Source organism: Nonlabens ulvanivorans (genome assembly GCF_000732625.1).
In the GTDB taxonomy this organism is placed as follows: domain Bacteria; phylum Bacteroidota; class Bacteroidia; order Flavobacteriales; family Flavobacteriaceae; genus Nonlabens; species Nonlabens ulvanivorans.
This window is the reverse complement of sequence record NZ_JPJI01000026.1, coordinates 298,714-313,443: the sequence shown is the minus strand read 5'-3', so window position 1 is coordinate 313,443 and position 14,730 is coordinate 298,714. Positions and strand designations below refer to the sequence as shown.

Sequence of the window (14,730 nt, the reverse complement as noted above, 5' to 3'; positions counted from 1 at the left end):
TCACATTTAAAATCGTTTAATTTTTTAACACTTTTCTATAGTAAATTTTATCATTTATGTAGATGTGAGCAACATAATAACCTGATTGTAAATCTTGTAAGTTAATCATGTTTACAGTATGGTGATTTTCTAATACTAATTGACCTAGTTGATTATAAATTTTTACTGTTGAAATAGGACTCGTAGATTCTAAGAATAGTAAATGTTTAACCGGATTAGGGTATAAGGCTAGCTCAATCTGTTGTTCATCAGGTATAGATAGTGCTGCGTCCACCTGTGTTTTAACAGTGCCGTGTATATCTTTTAATAATAGTCTTTCATAAAATATTTGATGAGCCTCGTTTGTAGCGTGCACACCATCACCACTATTATATGCTGGTAATATTTGATTTCCGGCAGTGTTACCTATACCTGTCCAAAAATCTACAGCAAAAGTTCCAAAAGTGTTATATGTTTCTGTGACCATTTGTGTTTGTATAGCGACTTGACTTCCGTTTGCTGGAAAGTTACGTGGTTGTGGTGTTGCCACCCATAATGGTATTTGATTTTGAGAAGCCGTTTGAGAGATTAAACTATAATTATGCAATTGATCTGTTACAGGATAGTTGCCAGCTGCATCATTAGATGGTAGATTGATGATAATTCCATGTGCATTAAGGTTGACAGCCTTAGTTATATTCTTATCTATATTAATGGTTTTATTAACACCTGCAGGTATTGTGGTTCCAGTAGGTAAAATATTATAGGTAACAAATCCACCTTGTGCCAGATTTATAACCTCATAACGTGTGTCTAATTGTTCTAAGTAACGGCGGTATTTCCATACCCAAGCGTTATACTGGTTTGAAGGACCACTTCCAGCAGCTGTAGAAGAGCCTAGCACAATTATACGATAAACGGTATTGTCATTTGGTATAATTGTAACAGGTACACTGTCTATTACTTGGCTTCCATCACTTAATCTTATAATCACATTACTAGAAAGGGAATTGGGAACGGTAAAATCATAGCTCCGATCTGTGGAAGGAACTGTTGCTATATTGTTGAAGGTATTTCCACCATCGATAGAGTATTCTAAGGTAACCTGATCGATACCTTCACTAATCCACGATAATGGAACCGTTTTACCTACTTCCCAAGTTGATTGTTGTATGGGATAGGTGAGTAGCAAATTTTGTTGTGTAATAAATTGAGAGATAGGTGTGTTATCGATTTGTATTTCAAGAGCGTTGAGATAATAAAATCCATAACTGTTTGTATTGTTTGCACCAGCTGTTGCAGTAATCTCTATCTCGCCATTACTGTCTGGTTGCATATTATAAACCTCAATCTTTTGAGTTGTGTTATTTGAAGCGTTTAGGTTTACGACTTGAGTTGTGTTACCATTAACTGTATACGAAGTTTCACGATTATCAGTTACATTCATTCTAGAAGCAAAAAATGAAAAGCTGTAAAATTTATTAGGATCTAACTGTCTTAATTTAAATCCACCTGTCACCTGAGTGCCGCCATTAAATGAACTTGTGGCACCAAAAAAACTATCTCTACTTGCAGATTGAGCAACGTTCACCTGATATGAAGGGTCTAATGAACCTGATAGGTTAATATTTAACCAAGCGTCATGCACTTTGAGGTTAATTCCTGATGAAACACCTAAATGATTATATAATAATACACCGTTTGAATAGCCAGCTTGATAACTGGTTGAAATATTGTTGATGTATTCCCGACTTGCTAGATCTTCATTAGTAGAGCCAAAGTCTATAAATACACGTTCTTGAGCCAGTGCCACAATTGAAAGTAGTCCCAGTAGCACTGTTATAAAAAAAGCCTTTTTAGTCATGCCTTAAAGATAAACTTTCTTGTAACATAGTTTTAAATTCTGAGAGCATCATTGCAGTAGCACCCCAAACGACTTGGTTTTGTAGATAATAACATGGTACTGTTATATCTGTTGCATAGCTAGTAGAGAGTGTATGTTGGCTCACGTTTGTAGGGTCCATTAACTCATGTAATGGTACCTCTATGATAGATTTAACCTCGCTAGGCTGTCTTGTGAATTTTAATTCCGCTTTCGCGAAAGCGAGAAAAGGAGCTACCATATAATTACTAGGAGGAATATAGATAGGAGTGCCTGCAGTGATAATTTCTTGATGTTCTGGCATTATGCCTACTTCTTCATGAGTCTCTCTTATAGCGGTAACAGCATCATCTTGATCTTCTTCTTCCTTACGGCCGCCAGGAAATGCTATCTGACCACTATGAGCACCTTTAGAAATCATGCGTTCGATGAGAACAAAATGAGCGATATCTTTTACGGGATATACTAGCATCATAACAGCTGCCTTGCGAGGTGTTTTTTTACGTAGCGACTCGCGTTGCAATTCTTCTAGTCGTTCTACTGCAGCCATTTTAAGTTGCGCTTCAAAACCTGGTAAAGGCATTTTCTTTATTTTTGAAACCGAATCTTTAAATGCGTTAAATGAAATCAAATGGTCTGTTTTTTATATTAGTGATACTCTTTACTTTAAGTTGTAAAGATAGTTCACAAAAAGAAACGCCGGTACATGTTAAAATAGAAGAGACACGTACTAAAGAACAGGTCTTAAAAGAACGTAAGGAAAAAGAAATTGCTAGGTTCTATAAGCGCAGTGTTAATAGAAAAGGAGATAGTTTATTACCATATATTCCTCAAGATTCTGTAGAGGTTTTTTTTACTAGATATGCTCAAGAACATCCCGAGACTAAGGTGCTAATGACAACGACGTATGGTGATATAGAAATGGAATTGTTTGAAGAAACACCTTTATATCGAGCTAGTTTTCTGTTTTTGATTAATAATGGATATTTTGATGAGACCGTAGTACATCGAGCAGTTAAGGGATTTATAGTTCAAGCTGGGAATAGTGATAATATGATTACTGCACAGAAAAAGGGTAGTGCAGGAAATTATCAATTACCTATGCATATTTTACCCGACGTAAAACATTCTTATGGTACTTTGAGTAGTGCAAAGTATTGGGAGAATAACCCAGAAAACTGGCATAATCCTTTTGACTTTTTTATTTCACTACGTGCTACAAAACATCTGGATGGTGAGCACACTATTTTTGGTCGTGTTACTAAAGGCATGGATGTCGCCGAAGCGATTTCAAAAGTTGAAACCGATTCAAGAGACTGGCCTAAAACGGATATTTATATTGAGATGAGTGTGATGGAGTAAATGTTTTTAATACTTTGATTTTGAATGCGATAAAAGTTATATTATAGGGTAGTAGTTTTAAAAATAGAACATAAAAAAAACACCTTTTCAATAGTAGATAAGGTGTCTTTTAAATTATTATTAAAGGTCGTTTTTAGTAACGATATACAATGGCGTTAATATTCATACCAGCACCAACACTTGCAAACATGACTACATCACCTTTTTCTACTTTGTGTTGAGGCATTTTACCTCGTACTACTAGATCCATTACCGTAGGAACTGTAGCTACAGAGCTGTTTCCTAGTTTGTGTATAATCATAGGCATGATATCACGAGGTACTTCCATATCGTACAACTTGTAGAAACGTTCTACAATAGCCTCATCCATTTTCTCATTTGCCTGATGAATAAAGATTTTTTTCAAGTCTTTAATGTCAACACCAGCTTGATCCATAGCGGCCTTCATACCTTCAGGTACTTTAGAGAGTGCAAAGTTATAAATACGACGTCCATACATTTTAATGTATTTAGTCTTGTCTTGTAAGTCTTTATTATAAGAGGTTTCATTAAAAATAAAGAATGCCTCTTCTTCAGTATAAGTTGCTGTTGCCTGACCTAGTATACCGTGTTCGTCAGTGCTAGGTTCTACTACCACCGCACCAGCACCATCAGAATAAATCATCGAATCACGATCATGAGGATCTACTACTCTAGATAGGGCTTCAGAACCTATTACGAGGACTTTTTTTGCAAGGCCTGATTTTATAAAAGAGTCTGCTTGAGTCAAACCTAGAACCCATCCTGGACACCCAAAAAGGACATCATATGCTACACAAGCTGGGTTTTTAATACCCAGTTTGTTTTTAACTCGGCTTGCGAGACTAGGAACCATATCACTAGAACTACCGTCTGCTTTTACGTCTCCATAGTTATGAGCAACTATAATAAAATCTAATGTTTCAGGATCACACTTTGCATCGTCAATGGCTTTTTGTGCTGCAAAAGTTGCAATATCACTAGTAACGAGTTTGTCGTCCATATAACGACGTTCTTCAATACCAGTAATTGCTACAAATTTTTCAATTATAGTAGCATTGTCACTACCGAAGGAACTACCATCATTATTAAGGAACTCATGATTCATGAATTCTTCATTTTTTCTCACTACATCAGGTATATGACTACCTACTCCTGTAATTTTTGCTCTCATGTTCATCAACTTGTAAAGACAAAAAAAGTGATAAATGCGATGTTTTCCTAATAATTGAAAGCTTAATATATAGAACTTTTCTGTTGTTTAAGAATTTTCTACGTTTACAACGATTTCGTTGCGAATAATATAATGCACTGCATAGTAAATACCTGTTAAATTGCTGTATTACTAAAAAAGGCCAAATTAACTGCTGGTCAATTTGGCCTTTTTTTATTAAAATGTATAAACATTAAATGCTACATATACTCTTCCATAGGCGCACAAGTACACATTAAATTACGGTCTCCATAAGCATCGTCTGCACGACGCACGGTAGGCCAGAATTTATTATCTGCAATGTATTCTAACGGATATGCTGCTTGTTGTCTAGTATATGGTAGTTCCCAGTCGTCACTCGTTATCATCTGTAAAGTATGAGGACTGTTTTTAAGGACATTATTAGGATTATCACTAGAGCATTCTGCAATTTCTTTTCTAATAGAAATCATAGCGTCACAGAAACGATCCATTTCTTCTTTAGACTCAGACTCAGTAGGCTCAATCATCATCGTTCCATTTACTGGGAACGATACAGTAGGAGCGTGGAAGCCGTAATCCATCAAACGTTTTGCGATATCAACTACCTCAATACCATGTTCTTTAAAAGGACGACAGTCTATAATCATTTCGTGTGCCGCACGACCTTTCTCGCCAGTATATAGACATTCATAACTTCCTTTAAGGCGCTCTTTGATATAGTTTGCGTTGATAATCGCATACTCTGTAGATCGTTTTAAGCCTTCTGCACCTAACATACAGATGTAACCATAAGAAATTAAGCATACAGATGCGCTACCATATGGCGCAGCACTGATAGGTGTAATTGCCTGATCACCACCTGTTGGAATAATAGGATTACTAGGTAAGAATGGAACCAGTTGTGGCGCCACACATATAGGTCCTACACCAGGTCCACCACCACCATGTGGGATAGCAAATGTTTTGTGTAAGTTAAGGTGACAAACATCTGCACCGATGTTACCAGGATTCGTTAACCCAACTTGCGCATTCATATTTGCACCGTCCATATAAACCTGTCCACCGTTCTCATGGATGATACCTGTTATTTCTTTAATGGCACTTTCATAAACACCATGTGTAGAAGGATAAGTTACCATTAAAGCACTTAAGTTATCTTTATGTTTAAGGGCTTTTTCACGTAAATCATCTACATCGATGTTTCCGTTTTCTAGCGCTTTAGTAACGACAACTTTCATACCAGCCATCACTGCACTTGCCGGATTAGTACCATGCGCACTAGATGGAATTAAACAAATATCTCTGTGGTGATCTCCACGGCTATGATGATATGCTCGTATTGCCATTAAACCAGCAAACTCACCTTGTGCGCCAGAATTAGGCTGTAAAGAAGTACCTGCAAAACCAGTAGCTTCATTTAATTGAAGTTCTAATTTATTCAACATTTCTTGATAACCTTGAGCTTGATCAACTGGTACAAACGGGTGAATATTTCCCCATTGCGGATTTGAAAGTGGTAGCATTTCTGCAGCGGCATTCAATTTCATTGTACAAGAACCCAGCGCAATCATTGAGTGATTTAATGCTAGATCTTTTCGTTCTAATTTTTTGATATAACGCATTAATTCTGTCTCTGAGTGATAAGAATTAAATACTTCATAGGTCATAAACTCAGTTTGACGACCAGTTCCTAAATGAGTGCTATCTAAAAGTTCAGTAATAGGAGTAAAGTCTTTATTTACCGCTTTCGCGAAAGCAGAAACAATGTCATTCAAGTCTGCCAAAGAAGTAGTTTCATTTAAAGAAACCTGAACTGTTTCAGCATCTGGATAATAGAAATTGATTTCTAAAGCCAAAGCCTCTTTTTTAACGGCCTCAGCATCTACTTTAAAACTTAACGTATCAAAGAAGTTTTCGTTAGTTTGATAAATACCTAATTTCTCTACAGCGTCTGCAAGTGTTGCTGTTTGAGAATGTAATTTATTTGCGATAAATTTCAAACCACGTGGACCGTGGTAAACACCATACATACCAGCCATAACTGCTAGTAGTACTTGTGCGGTACAAATGTTTGAAGTTGCTTTATCTCTTTTAATGTGCTGCTCACGCGTTTGTAACGCCATACGCAGTGCACGTTTTCCATCAGTGTCTTTTGTAACACCTATAATACGACCTGGAATTTGTCTTTTAAATTCTTCGCGTGTTGCAAAATATGCTGCGTGTGGTCCACCATAACCTAGTGGTATCCCAAAGCGTTGTGTTGTTCCCACAACCACATCTGCACCCCAATGTCCAGGAGCTTCTAGTAGTACTAAGGAAAGTATGTCTGCAGATACTGCTATACGTATATTGTTCTCTTGGCATTTTTTTGCAAAAGCGGTATAATCTACTACATTACCACTAGCACCAGGATATTGTAATAGAATACCGTAATATCCTGCATTTACGTCTATTTCTTGTGGATTACCTTCTACTAACTCTATACCTAGAGGAATAGCGCGAGTCTTTAAAAGCTCTTTAGTTTGTGGTAAGGCATCTTGATCTACAAAGAATTTTACAACCTTGTCTTTTTTCTGAGCTCTTTCTCTTACTGAAAATAGTAATGTCATTGCTTCTGCAGCAGCAGTAGACTCATCTAGTAAAGATGCGTTTGCTAACTCCATACCAGTAAGATCAGTGATCATGGTCTGGAAGTTAAGTAAAGCTTCTAGACGGCCTTGAGCAATCTCTGCCTGATAAGGTGTATAGGCAGTATACCATCCTGGATTTTCCAAAATATTTCTTTGGATTACCGCAGGTGTTATAGGAGCGTTATAACCTAGACCTATATAAGATCTAAATTGCTTATTCTTATCACCTAATTTTTTAATATGAGATAAAAACTCATATTCACTCATAGCAGTATCTAGCTGTAAATCTTGTTTAAGGCGTATGTTTTCTGGAACGGTTTCATAAACTAGTTGGTCAATAGATTCTACACCTATTGTTTCTAGCATGGGCGCAAGGTCTGCCTTGCGAGGTCCGATATGTCTTAGGGCAAAACGATCTGTATTCATAGTACTTATATGGTCTATTTGAGATAGTGCAAAAGTAGTCGTTTAAGACTTTTAAACTAACAAGCGTTCGCAAGAAATGGATGTATTTTTCAACCTTTTTAACCTAGTTATTAACTATGCGCTGTAAATTTGAATGATGAGGTTATTAAAATTAATTCTAGACTTTTATATACGCAGTAGTTTACACGTGGCAATTTGCTTTGTGGCTTTGGCTATTGTTTATAATAACGTCTATGAATTATATGTTCCTTTTGGATATTATATTTTTTTATTTTGCTCTGCCATTGCAGGATATAACTTAATTAAATACGGCTTTTTATGGCTTAAAAAGCCACTAGGGTTTAACATCACTTATAAGTTGTTATCACTTATGGCAACAGTAATTGCTTTGGCAGTTTTAATAAAACTAGAAATAAGTGGTTATGCGTTGATCTTATTAATGATGATAACAGCAATCAACTTGTTATATGTTTTACCCATTTGGAAAGGTCATGGATTAAGGTATAGCCCATTTTTTAAATTGTTTTCTGTTTCTATTGTTTGGGCTATTTTAATTATCGCTATACCTCAATTTTTATATTATGAAACAATACCTGCTGCACACCTGATTAATGACTATAAATTGAGTTTTTTGCCTAGTCATTATATCGAGCTTCATACTTTAAAAATTTTCATTTTAGTAATAGCGCTTTGTATACCTTTTGAAATTAGAGACTTAAAATATGATGAGGAACAACTACAGACATTACCACAAGTACTAGGAGTTCAAGTATCTAAATATATCGGATTGTGTTTATGTGTACTTTATCTCTTATTGCTATATTTTCAAAATTTTGAAATTGAAGATATTCAATACAGCGAGATCATTATGGTTACTATAACTGGAGCAGCTATATGGTTTTCAGGTAAATTTAAGTCAGATTATTATGCTAGCTTTTTTGTTGAGGCTATACCATTATTATGGTTGATAATATTTTGGGCGATATAAGCTTACTTTTTCATGGCAGCTTTCAGTTTGCTTTTAATAGAATTCTTTTGAGATTTAGACAGTTTTACCCATCCTAAACTGTTGATTGTTCTAGAAAATAAACGTGATTTTTTATCAAAATTTCTGCATCTCAAGCAGTGTCCATGATGTAGACTTTGCCTAAATTTTTCTTTGGAAGAAAGATCATTATACTGATCTCTTGTGCTTAAAATACTCGCCTCATCACACGAGATAAAAATTCTACTCATTTTCTTAATCCTTCTTGTACCATTTGCTATTTAAGCAATCCATTAACTGTACGCGTGCACGGTGAATGATTACCCATAGGTTGGACGCTGTGATATCATGTTCCTTACAGATAGTTTCTGTATCCAATTTGTCAATGGTCTTTTGGACAAATATAGTAGCATATCTCTCAGGTAAAGCAGCAATACAATCATTTAATGCTACACCCAATTCTTTTTGTTCAATTTCATCCTCAACATTTGGGTTGCGCAGGTCTCTAACCTGTTCTTCCATCCAGTCACCATTCTGATCTCCATTATCTAGGTAACTCATGCGCACTTCGGCCTGACCCTTTTTTGAATTAGATTTACGATAGTGATCTATTATTTTGCGCTTGAGAATCGAGATTAACCAAGTTCGTTCTGTAGATTGTCCCTTAAATCTATGAGCACTTTTTAAACCTGCCAAAAACGTTTCAGACACCAAGTCTTGAGCCATAATAGAGTCATTTACTCTAGAAATGGTAAAATTAAAAAGGTAGTCACCGTATCGGTCTACCCATTTTTCAGGTATCAGTTTTACTTCTGGCATCGTTTATTTATGTAACGAGTCCTGCTCTTTTAAGCAGGGCATCTATTTTAGGTTCGCTTCCGCGGAAGCGTTTATATAATATCATAGGGTTTTCTGTTCCTCCTTTTGATAAGATATGATCTTTAAAGCTGGTTGCTGTCGATCTATCAAAAATCCCTTTCTCTTTAAAAACTTCAAAGGCGTCTGCATCGAGTACTTCTGCCCATTTATAACTATAATATCCCGCACTGTAACCACCTTGAAAAATATGACCAAATGCCGTACTCATACAACTGGAAGAAACATCTGGATATAAATCTGTTTTCTCAAAGACTGTTCTTTCGTGGGCTTTTACATCTGTAATATCTGATGGATTAATACCATGCCAGCTCATGTCTAACATACCAAAAGATAACTGTCTTAAGGTCTGTAAGCCTTCTTGAAAATTTGCTGCTTTTTTAATTTTTTCAATGTACTCTAGCGGGATCACCTCATCGGTTTCATAATGTCTCGCAAAAATCTCTAAGGCTTCTTTTTCATAACACCAATTCTCTAAAATCTGGCTAGGTAATTCTACAAAATCCCAGTAAACTGATGTTCCTGATAAACTACGATAACGTGTATTTGCTAACATGCCGTGTAATGCATGACCGAATTCATGAAACAAAGTAGTAACTTCATTAAACGTGAGTAATGACGGTTTTGTATTTGTAGGTTTAGTAAAATTACAAACGATAGAAACGTGTGGACGTTCATTTTTGTTATTTTCTACATATTGACTTTTAAAAGAGGTCATCCAGGCACCATTGCGTTTCCCTTTACGTGGGAAGAAGTCTGCATAAAATATAGAATTTAAACTTCCATCTTCATTTTTAACCTCATAAGTCATGACATCATCATGATATTTATCTACCTGTGTTGTCTTTTCAAAGCTTAGTCCAAAAAGACGATTTGCCACCTCAAAGGCACCATCGATTACATTTTCTAGTTTAAAATAAGGTTTTAATAATTCATCATCTAGTTCAAATAATTGTTTTTTCAACTTCTCAGCATAGTATGCGGCATCCCATTTTTGCAATTTTGTAATAGGCTCACTCACATCAGATTTTGAAGCGGCAGCTATGGCAAAATTTTGTAATTCTAAAAAGTCACGTTCTGCTGCTGGTTTTGCTTTTTCTAGAATATCGTTAGAAAATTCCATGACCTTTTCTGGTGTCATGGCCATACGTTCTTCTAGCACAAAATGAGCATGCGTCTCATAACCTAAAAGTTGTGCTCTTTCATATCTTAAAGCAGCTATTTGAAGTACATTATCTTGATTATCAAATTGGTCTTTAAAAGCTCTAGACCCAAAAGCCATTGATAGTTCCTTACGTAATTCACGATCGTCAACATAAGTCATGAAAGGGATATAGCTAGGGTAATCTAATGTGAAAATGTATCCTTCCTTTTCTTTGGCTTTAGCAAGCTCTGCTGCAGCTTCCTTAGCACTCTCTGGTAAACCAGCTAGTCTAGAATCATCTTCTAAATGTAATTCATAAGCATTAGTAGCAGCGAGAACATTCTCACCAAATTTTAAGGTCAACTGGGATAGTTGACTATCAATCTCGCGCAAGCGTGATTTTTTATCTTCAATTAAATTTGCACCATTACGTGAGAAACTCTTGTATTTTTTTTCCAATAGAGTAGATTGTTCTACATCTAAATTGAGTTCGTTTTTAGATTCATAAACCTCTTTAACACGTTTGAATAGTGACTCGTTTAAAGTGATATCATTACCAAATTGTGAGAGTTTAGGACTTACTTCTCTAGCAATTCGTTGAATCTCATCATTAGTCTCGGCACTATTCAAATTAAAAAATATACTTGATATGCGACTTAATACATCTCCTGATGCATCAAGGGCTTCAATCGTGTTTTCAAAAGTAGGCGCTACAGTATTATTAGTTATAGCATCTATTTCTTTACGTGCCAATTCTATGGCAGTATCAAATGCTTCTTCAAATTGCTCTTCTTTTATTAACGAAAAAGGAGCGGTATTTTGAAAAGTATCAAATTTTTCTAATAAAGGGTTTTTAGTAACACTCATGATATGGTAAAATTAATCTTCAAAAGTCAATATGTTCCATGTAGAACTGTTAAACTTTTGTACAAAAAGGTTAAACAAAATAATTTAAACAAAAAAGTAGCCATAGCCACCTAGCGTAATCATTAATATACTGTGTATGATGCCTAGGTAATTATAACGTGCTTTTACAAATTGTCTATTAATAATGATAGACATTAAGAAATGAATACCACCAGCGGTTAGAAATTGCCATTGTGGTGTGTATTTATCCATTCCCATAATCATAAACCAAACAATGGTAAGGCTTATGATTATAATAGATGCTATTTGAAAAGATCTAGACATTGTTGCGCATCTCTTGTGCGGCCTTAGTTACTTTCTCCTTAAGACTTTCTTTATAAGCAACAATACGTTCACGTACGTCTTCTTGTGTGGCACCTATGATTTGTGCAGCAAGAATTCCTGCGTTTTTTGCACCATTAAGTGCAACCGTTGCGACAGGTACGCCACCAGGCATTTGTAAAATTGAAAGAACACTATCCCATCCATCAATAGAGTTTGATGATTTTACAGGGACACCTACTACAGGTAAAGGAGATAAACTTGCTACCATACCTGGTAAATGAGCAGCGCCACCAGCACCAGCTATGATAACAGCAATCCCATTCTTATGGGCGTTTTTACCAAAATCATACATTTTCTCTGGAGTACGATGTGCACTTACAACATCTACATAGGTCTCTATTCCTAATTCTTTTAAAACGTCTATAGCGTCCTGCATCACTGGCAAGTCACTAGTAGAGCCCATTATTATTGCTACTTTTTTATTCATGCCCTAAAATTAGCAATTATGCCGTAAAGGCAGTCGCTATTTAAGAGCATTTTTTATTTTCTTTTGTTTCTGCAATCATTCCTACTTACTGTTTACTTATCTGCAATGTTTTTGTGATATAAACGACATAATACTTAACAAATCTTAAAGAACCGAAAACTCTTTAATCATGTAACTTTACTTAAAAATAAGACATGAAATATTTAATAATAACTTTAACGATTATTGCAGCTATAGGTTGTAAAACATCAACAACAGATTTAGCACAGAATGATACTCAAGAAAAAGTATATGAAGTACAAAAATCTGATGCACAATGGAAAGCAGAGTTAACACCAGCGCAATATGATGTACTGCGTCGTGCAGGTACAGAACGACCTCACACGAGCCCTTTAAATAAACAATACGCCGCAGGAACCTTAATCTGCGCAGCTTGTAATGCTCCTGTTTATGATAATGCAAACAAATTTGATTCTGGTACGGGATGGCCTAGTTATGACCAAGCGATTGAAGGTCAAGTGGAACGCGATGTGGACTATAAAATAGGCTACGCACGTACAGAATTAAAATGTAATACATGCGGTAGTCACCTAGGACATGAGTTTAATGATGGACCTAGCGATACAACGGGAAAGCGCCATTGCATAAATGGAGTAGCTCTAGAATTTATACCTGAAGGTGAGGCAATTCCTGCTTTAAATAAATAATCCCATGAGCTGGTGTAGATTACGCTTTCGCGAAAGCGTATTTACAAATCAAAGCGAACAAACAATAGTATTATGTTAGAAAAAACAGATGCAGAGTGGAAAAAGGAACTCACTCCAGAGCAATATAGAGTTCTAAGAGAAAAAGGAACAGAGCGACCATTTACAGGTGAGTATAATACGCATTATGAAGATGGAACTTATAGCTGTGCCGCTTGTGGAAATGACTTATATAAGTCTGAAACTAAATTTGACAGCGGTTGTGGATGGCCATCTTTTGATGATGAAATAGAAGGAGCTATTATGCGCAAACGTGATGTATCTCATGGTATGATACGTACCGAGATTATGTGTGCTAACTGCGGTAGCCATCTAGGCCATGTTTTTAACGATGGACCTACAGCGACAGGAATTAGACACTGCGTAAACAGTGTGAGTGTGGATTTTAAGAAAGATTCTTAATTTTTTAATTCTTGTCTTTCCGGAATTCTAGGTTTAGGATAATTCCAGTATTCTAGAACTAAAATTCTTTCTTTTTTAAGTTCGTCAAGTTCTTTTAGGTTTAGTTTTTCAAGGTTTTTGTAGAAACGGTTTAATGCGATGCTATCCATGTATTTATTATAAGACGCTACAAAAGATTGAATGACAAGTTTACTTTGACTTAAATCTGCTTTTTTATCTCTTATAATGATTAGTCCAGTTCTGTTTTTATAAGCATATTCATTTTTATTCTTAATAACTCTGTCAATTTTTAAAAGTAAATCTGAAGTGTCATTTACAAATTCTTGTTCAACTAGTATTTGATTATCTCTATTAATAAGTACCTCTACATTCAATTTTAGGCCACAGAACATAGGCATATCACATGGCTGTTGAAATCTTGCTGCAATAGTTAAACTATCAATTTTGAGATTAAAATCTTTAGAGGTTTCACAGCCATCTGGCATTAATTCCTCGTTTAATTGAACGAAGACTAATGAATCGGGTTGGTCAAATTTTATCTCTAAAGTAGGAACACTATCAGAATGACTTAGTAGGTAACTAGTGTAGTCAAATGGAGTATCGATTTCTAGAATAGTATTCTTTTCTTGTTTACAGGAAAGAAATGCAATTAATACTAAAAGTAGGAGAAGTTTTCTCATTAAAACTCGTTGTTGATTTCAGAAGCTGGTGGCGGTGGCGGTGGAACTCTTAAGCTTTCTATATCATAAAATACAATTAACATTCCGTGTTTTCTTTTAAAATCATTTAAATCTGACTGCGATGCCTTATGAATAGGTTTTCCATATTCCTGCTTAAATAAAGAACTTGAGAAAGTTAAGTAAGCTTCAATAATATCCTCAAGAATTATCTCTGTTATTAAAGCGTCACTTTTTGAATCTACTTTAAAACGTATTATAAAACGTTTGTAGTCACGTTCTATAGTATTCAAAAATATTAAGCTTTGATCTTTGACTTGATTTGGTTTGATAATTTTATAATTGAACCAAAGCCCATTCTTATCATTTATTTCAAACGACAACCTTGTTGGATTCGATGGTGGTGGCGGATTGTGACAAAACTCGGCAGCAAAACATTGTACTTTGTAAGCACCAATCTTGTAATTGAATCGGAAACCATCAAAACATTCCTGTTGTGTATAATTATCTATTATTTTAAAAATATTCTTAGAAGGTGCGTTTGCCGGAAATTCAAAAGTTGGAATATTTTCATCATTATTCCGCAACAAATAAGCTTTGTAGTCAAATGCTTTTTCCTCAGGAACTTCAGTTTCAACCGAGTCCTTACAAGAAACAAAAAGCAAGGTGAATACAGAAAGTAGTAAGAGTTTTTTCATATAGGTAAGTCATC

15 protein-coding genes are annotated in these 14,730 nt (G+C 35.4%); 4 read left to right on the top strand and 11 right to left on the bottom strand.

What is annotated here, in order from left to right:
- Nucleotides 1-16 precede the first annotated feature (16 nt).
- Nucleotides 17-1,843 (bottom strand): T9SS type A sorting domain-containing protein, encoded by a 1,827-nt coding sequence (locus tag IL45_RS05210; protein WP_036581160.1) that lies wholly within the window; start codon nt 1,841-1,843, stop codon nt 17-19.
- Complete coding sequence (locus IL45_RS05205) at nt 1,836-2,492, bottom strand: NUDIX hydrolase (protein ID WP_081866540.1); 657 nt, start codon at nt 2,490-2,492, stop codon at nt 1,836-1,838. Before IL45_RS05205 ends, IL45_RS05210 begins: the two co-directional genes overlap by 8 nt.
- On the opposite strand from IL45_RS05205, the gene IL45_RS05200 reads away from it, so the two are divergent.
- A complete protein-coding gene (locus tag IL45_RS05200) occupies nt 2,483-3,223 on the top strand; it encodes a peptidylprolyl isomerase (RefSeq protein ID WP_036581157.1) in 741 nt (246 codons plus the stop codon). The two genes, IL45_RS05205 and IL45_RS05200, sit on opposite strands and share 10 nt — an antisense overlap.
- Nucleotides 3,224-3,356: 133 nt before the next feature.
- Here the strand turns inward: IL45_RS05200 and IL45_RS05195 are convergent, their stop codons facing one another.
- A complete protein-coding gene (locus tag IL45_RS05195; RefSeq protein ID WP_036581155.1) occupies nt 3,357-4,415 on the bottom strand; it encodes a 3-oxoacyl-ACP synthase III family protein in 1,059 nt (352 codons plus the stop codon).
- A gap of 239 nt (nt 4,416-4,654) precedes the next feature.
- The gene (gene gcvP / locus IL45_RS05190) at nt 4,655-7,492 is read right to left on the bottom strand and encodes an aminomethyl-transferring glycine dehydrogenase (RefSeq protein ID WP_036581153.1); all 2,838 of its coding nucleotides are present in this window, start codon (nt 7,490-7,492) and stop codon (nt 4,655-4,657) included.
- Between the two features lie 136 nt (nt 7,493-7,628).
- Here gcvP and IL45_RS05185 point away from each other — a divergent pair, with 136 nt between their 5' ends.
- Complete coding sequence (locus tag IL45_RS05185) at nt 7,629-8,480, top strand: hypothetical protein (RefSeq protein ID WP_036581151.1); 852 nt, start codon at nt 7,629-7,631, stop codon at nt 8,478-8,480.
- Nucleotides 8,481-8,482: 2 nt separating this feature from the next.
- Here IL45_RS05185 and IL45_RS14990 read toward each other — a convergent pair whose 3' ends face one another.
- From IL45_RS14990 to purE, 5 genes are all read right to left on the bottom strand, one after another.
- Nucleotides 8,483-8,728, bottom strand: coding sequence for a hypothetical protein (locus IL45_RS14990; RefSeq protein WP_146128660.1), 246 nt, complete (start codon nt 8,726-8,728; stop codon nt 8,483-8,485).
- Between the two features lie 4 nt (nt 8,729-8,732).
- Nucleotides 8,733-9,296 (bottom strand): sigma-70 family RNA polymerase sigma factor, encoded by a 564-nt coding sequence (locus IL45_RS05180; RefSeq protein WP_036581149.1) that lies wholly within the window; start codon nt 9,294-9,296, stop codon nt 8,733-8,735.
- A 7-nt stretch (nt 9,297-9,303) separates the two neighbouring features.
- Nucleotides 9,304-11,364, bottom strand: a complete 2,061-nt coding sequence (locus IL45_RS05175) for a M3 family metallopeptidase (RefSeq protein ID WP_036581146.1) — start codon at nt 11,362-11,364, stop codon at nt 9,304-9,306.
- Between the two features lie 84 nt (nt 11,365-11,448).
- Nucleotides 11,449-11,688 carry a hypothetical protein gene (locus IL45_RS14985; RefSeq protein ID WP_146128659.1) on the bottom strand — a complete coding sequence of 80 codons (240 nt, stop codon included), beginning with the start codon at nt 11,686-11,688 and terminating at the stop codon, nt 11,449-11,451.
- Nucleotides 11,681-12,175: a 5-(carboxyamino)imidazole ribonucleotide mutase gene (purE, locus tag IL45_RS05170; protein ID WP_036581144.1), complete on the bottom strand. Its 495-nt coding sequence runs from the start codon at nt 12,173-12,175 to the stop codon at nt 11,681-11,683. Before purE ends, IL45_RS14985 begins: the two co-directional genes overlap by 8 nt.
- Nucleotides 12,176-12,369: 194 nt before the next feature.
- On the opposite strand from purE, the gene msrB (IL45_RS05165) reads away from it, so the two are divergent.
- Together msrB (IL45_RS05165) and msrB (IL45_RS05160) are read left to right on the top strand one after the other, a co-directional pair.
- Nucleotides 12,370-12,882 carry a peptide-methionine (R)-S-oxide reductase MsrB gene (gene msrB / locus IL45_RS05165; protein WP_036581142.1) on the top strand — a complete coding sequence of 171 codons (513 nt, stop codon included), beginning with the start codon at nt 12,370-12,372 and terminating at the stop codon, nt 12,880-12,882.
- A gap of 72 nt (nt 12,883-12,954) precedes the next feature.
- Nucleotides 12,955-13,341 (top strand): peptide-methionine (R)-S-oxide reductase MsrB, encoded by a 387-nt coding sequence (gene msrB / locus IL45_RS05160; RefSeq protein ID WP_036581139.1) that lies wholly within the window; start codon nt 12,955-12,957, stop codon nt 13,339-13,341.
- Here msrB (IL45_RS05160) and IL45_RS05155 read toward each other — a convergent pair.
- Complete coding sequence (locus tag IL45_RS05155) at nt 13,338-14,021, bottom strand: hypothetical protein (protein WP_036581136.1); 684 nt, start codon at nt 14,019-14,021, stop codon at nt 13,338-13,340. The two genes, msrB (IL45_RS05160) and IL45_RS05155, sit on opposite strands and share 4 nt — an antisense overlap.
- On the bottom strand, nt 14,021-14,716 hold the full coding sequence (locus tag IL45_RS05150; RefSeq protein ID WP_036581135.1) for a hypothetical protein: 696 nt from the start codon (nt 14,714-14,716) through the stop codon (nt 14,021-14,023). Before IL45_RS05150 ends, IL45_RS05155 begins: the two co-directional genes overlap by 1 nt.
- Nucleotides 14,717-14,730 lie beyond the last annotated feature (14 nt).

What these genes read in the sequence shown, in the direction of transcription:
- IL45_RS05210 (WP_036581160.1), bottom strand. Translation starts at nt 1,843, where the DNA reads ATGACTAAAAAGGCTTTTTTTATAACAGTGCTACTGGGACTACTTTCA.
- IL45_RS05200 (WP_036581157.1), top strand. Translation starts at nt 2,483, where the DNA reads ATGAAATCAAATGGTCTGTTTTTTATATTAGTGATACTCTTTACTTTA.
- IL45_RS05195 (WP_036581155.1), bottom strand. Translation starts at nt 4,415, where the DNA reads ATGAGAGCAAAAATTACAGGAGTAGGTAGTCATATACCTGATGTAGTG.
- gcvP (WP_036581153.1), bottom strand. Translation starts at nt 7,492, where the DNA reads ATGAATACAGATCGTTTTGCCCTAAGACATATCGGACCTCGCAAGGCA.
- IL45_RS05185 (WP_036581151.1), top strand. Translation starts at nt 7,629, where the DNA reads ATGAGGTTATTAAAATTAATTCTAGACTTTTATATACGCAGTAGTTTA.
- IL45_RS14990 (WP_146128660.1), bottom strand. Translation starts at nt 8,728, where the DNA reads ATGAGTAGAATTTTTATCTCGTGTGATGAGGCGAGTATTTTAAGCACA.
- IL45_RS05180 (WP_036581149.1), bottom strand. Translation starts at nt 9,296, where the DNA reads ATGCCAGAAGTAAAACTGATACCTGAAAAATGGGTAGACCGATACGGT.
- IL45_RS05175 (WP_036581146.1), bottom strand. Translation starts at nt 11,364, where the DNA reads ATGAGTGTTACTAAAAACCCTTTATTAGAAAAATTTGATACTTTTCAA.
- IL45_RS14985 (WP_146128659.1), bottom strand. Translation starts at nt 11,688, where the DNA reads ATGTCTAGATCTTTTCAAATAGCATCTATTATAATCATAAGCCTTACC.
- purE (WP_036581144.1), bottom strand. Translation starts at nt 12,175, where the DNA reads ATGAATAAAAAAGTAGCAATAATAATGGGCTCTACTAGTGACTTGCCA.
- msrB (WP_036581142.1), top strand. Translation starts at nt 12,370, where the DNA reads ATGAAATATTTAATAATAACTTTAACGATTATTGCAGCTATAGGTTGT.
- msrB (WP_036581139.1), top strand. Translation starts at nt 12,955, where the DNA reads ATGTTAGAAAAAACAGATGCAGAGTGGAAAAAGGAACTCACTCCAGAG.
- IL45_RS05155 (WP_036581136.1), bottom strand. Translation starts at nt 14,021, where the DNA reads ATGAGAAAACTTCTCCTACTTTTAGTATTAATTGCATTTCTTTCCTGT.
- IL45_RS05150 (WP_036581135.1), bottom strand. Translation starts at nt 14,716, where the DNA reads ATGAAAAAACTCTTACTACTTTCTGTATTCACCTTGCTTTTTGTTTCT.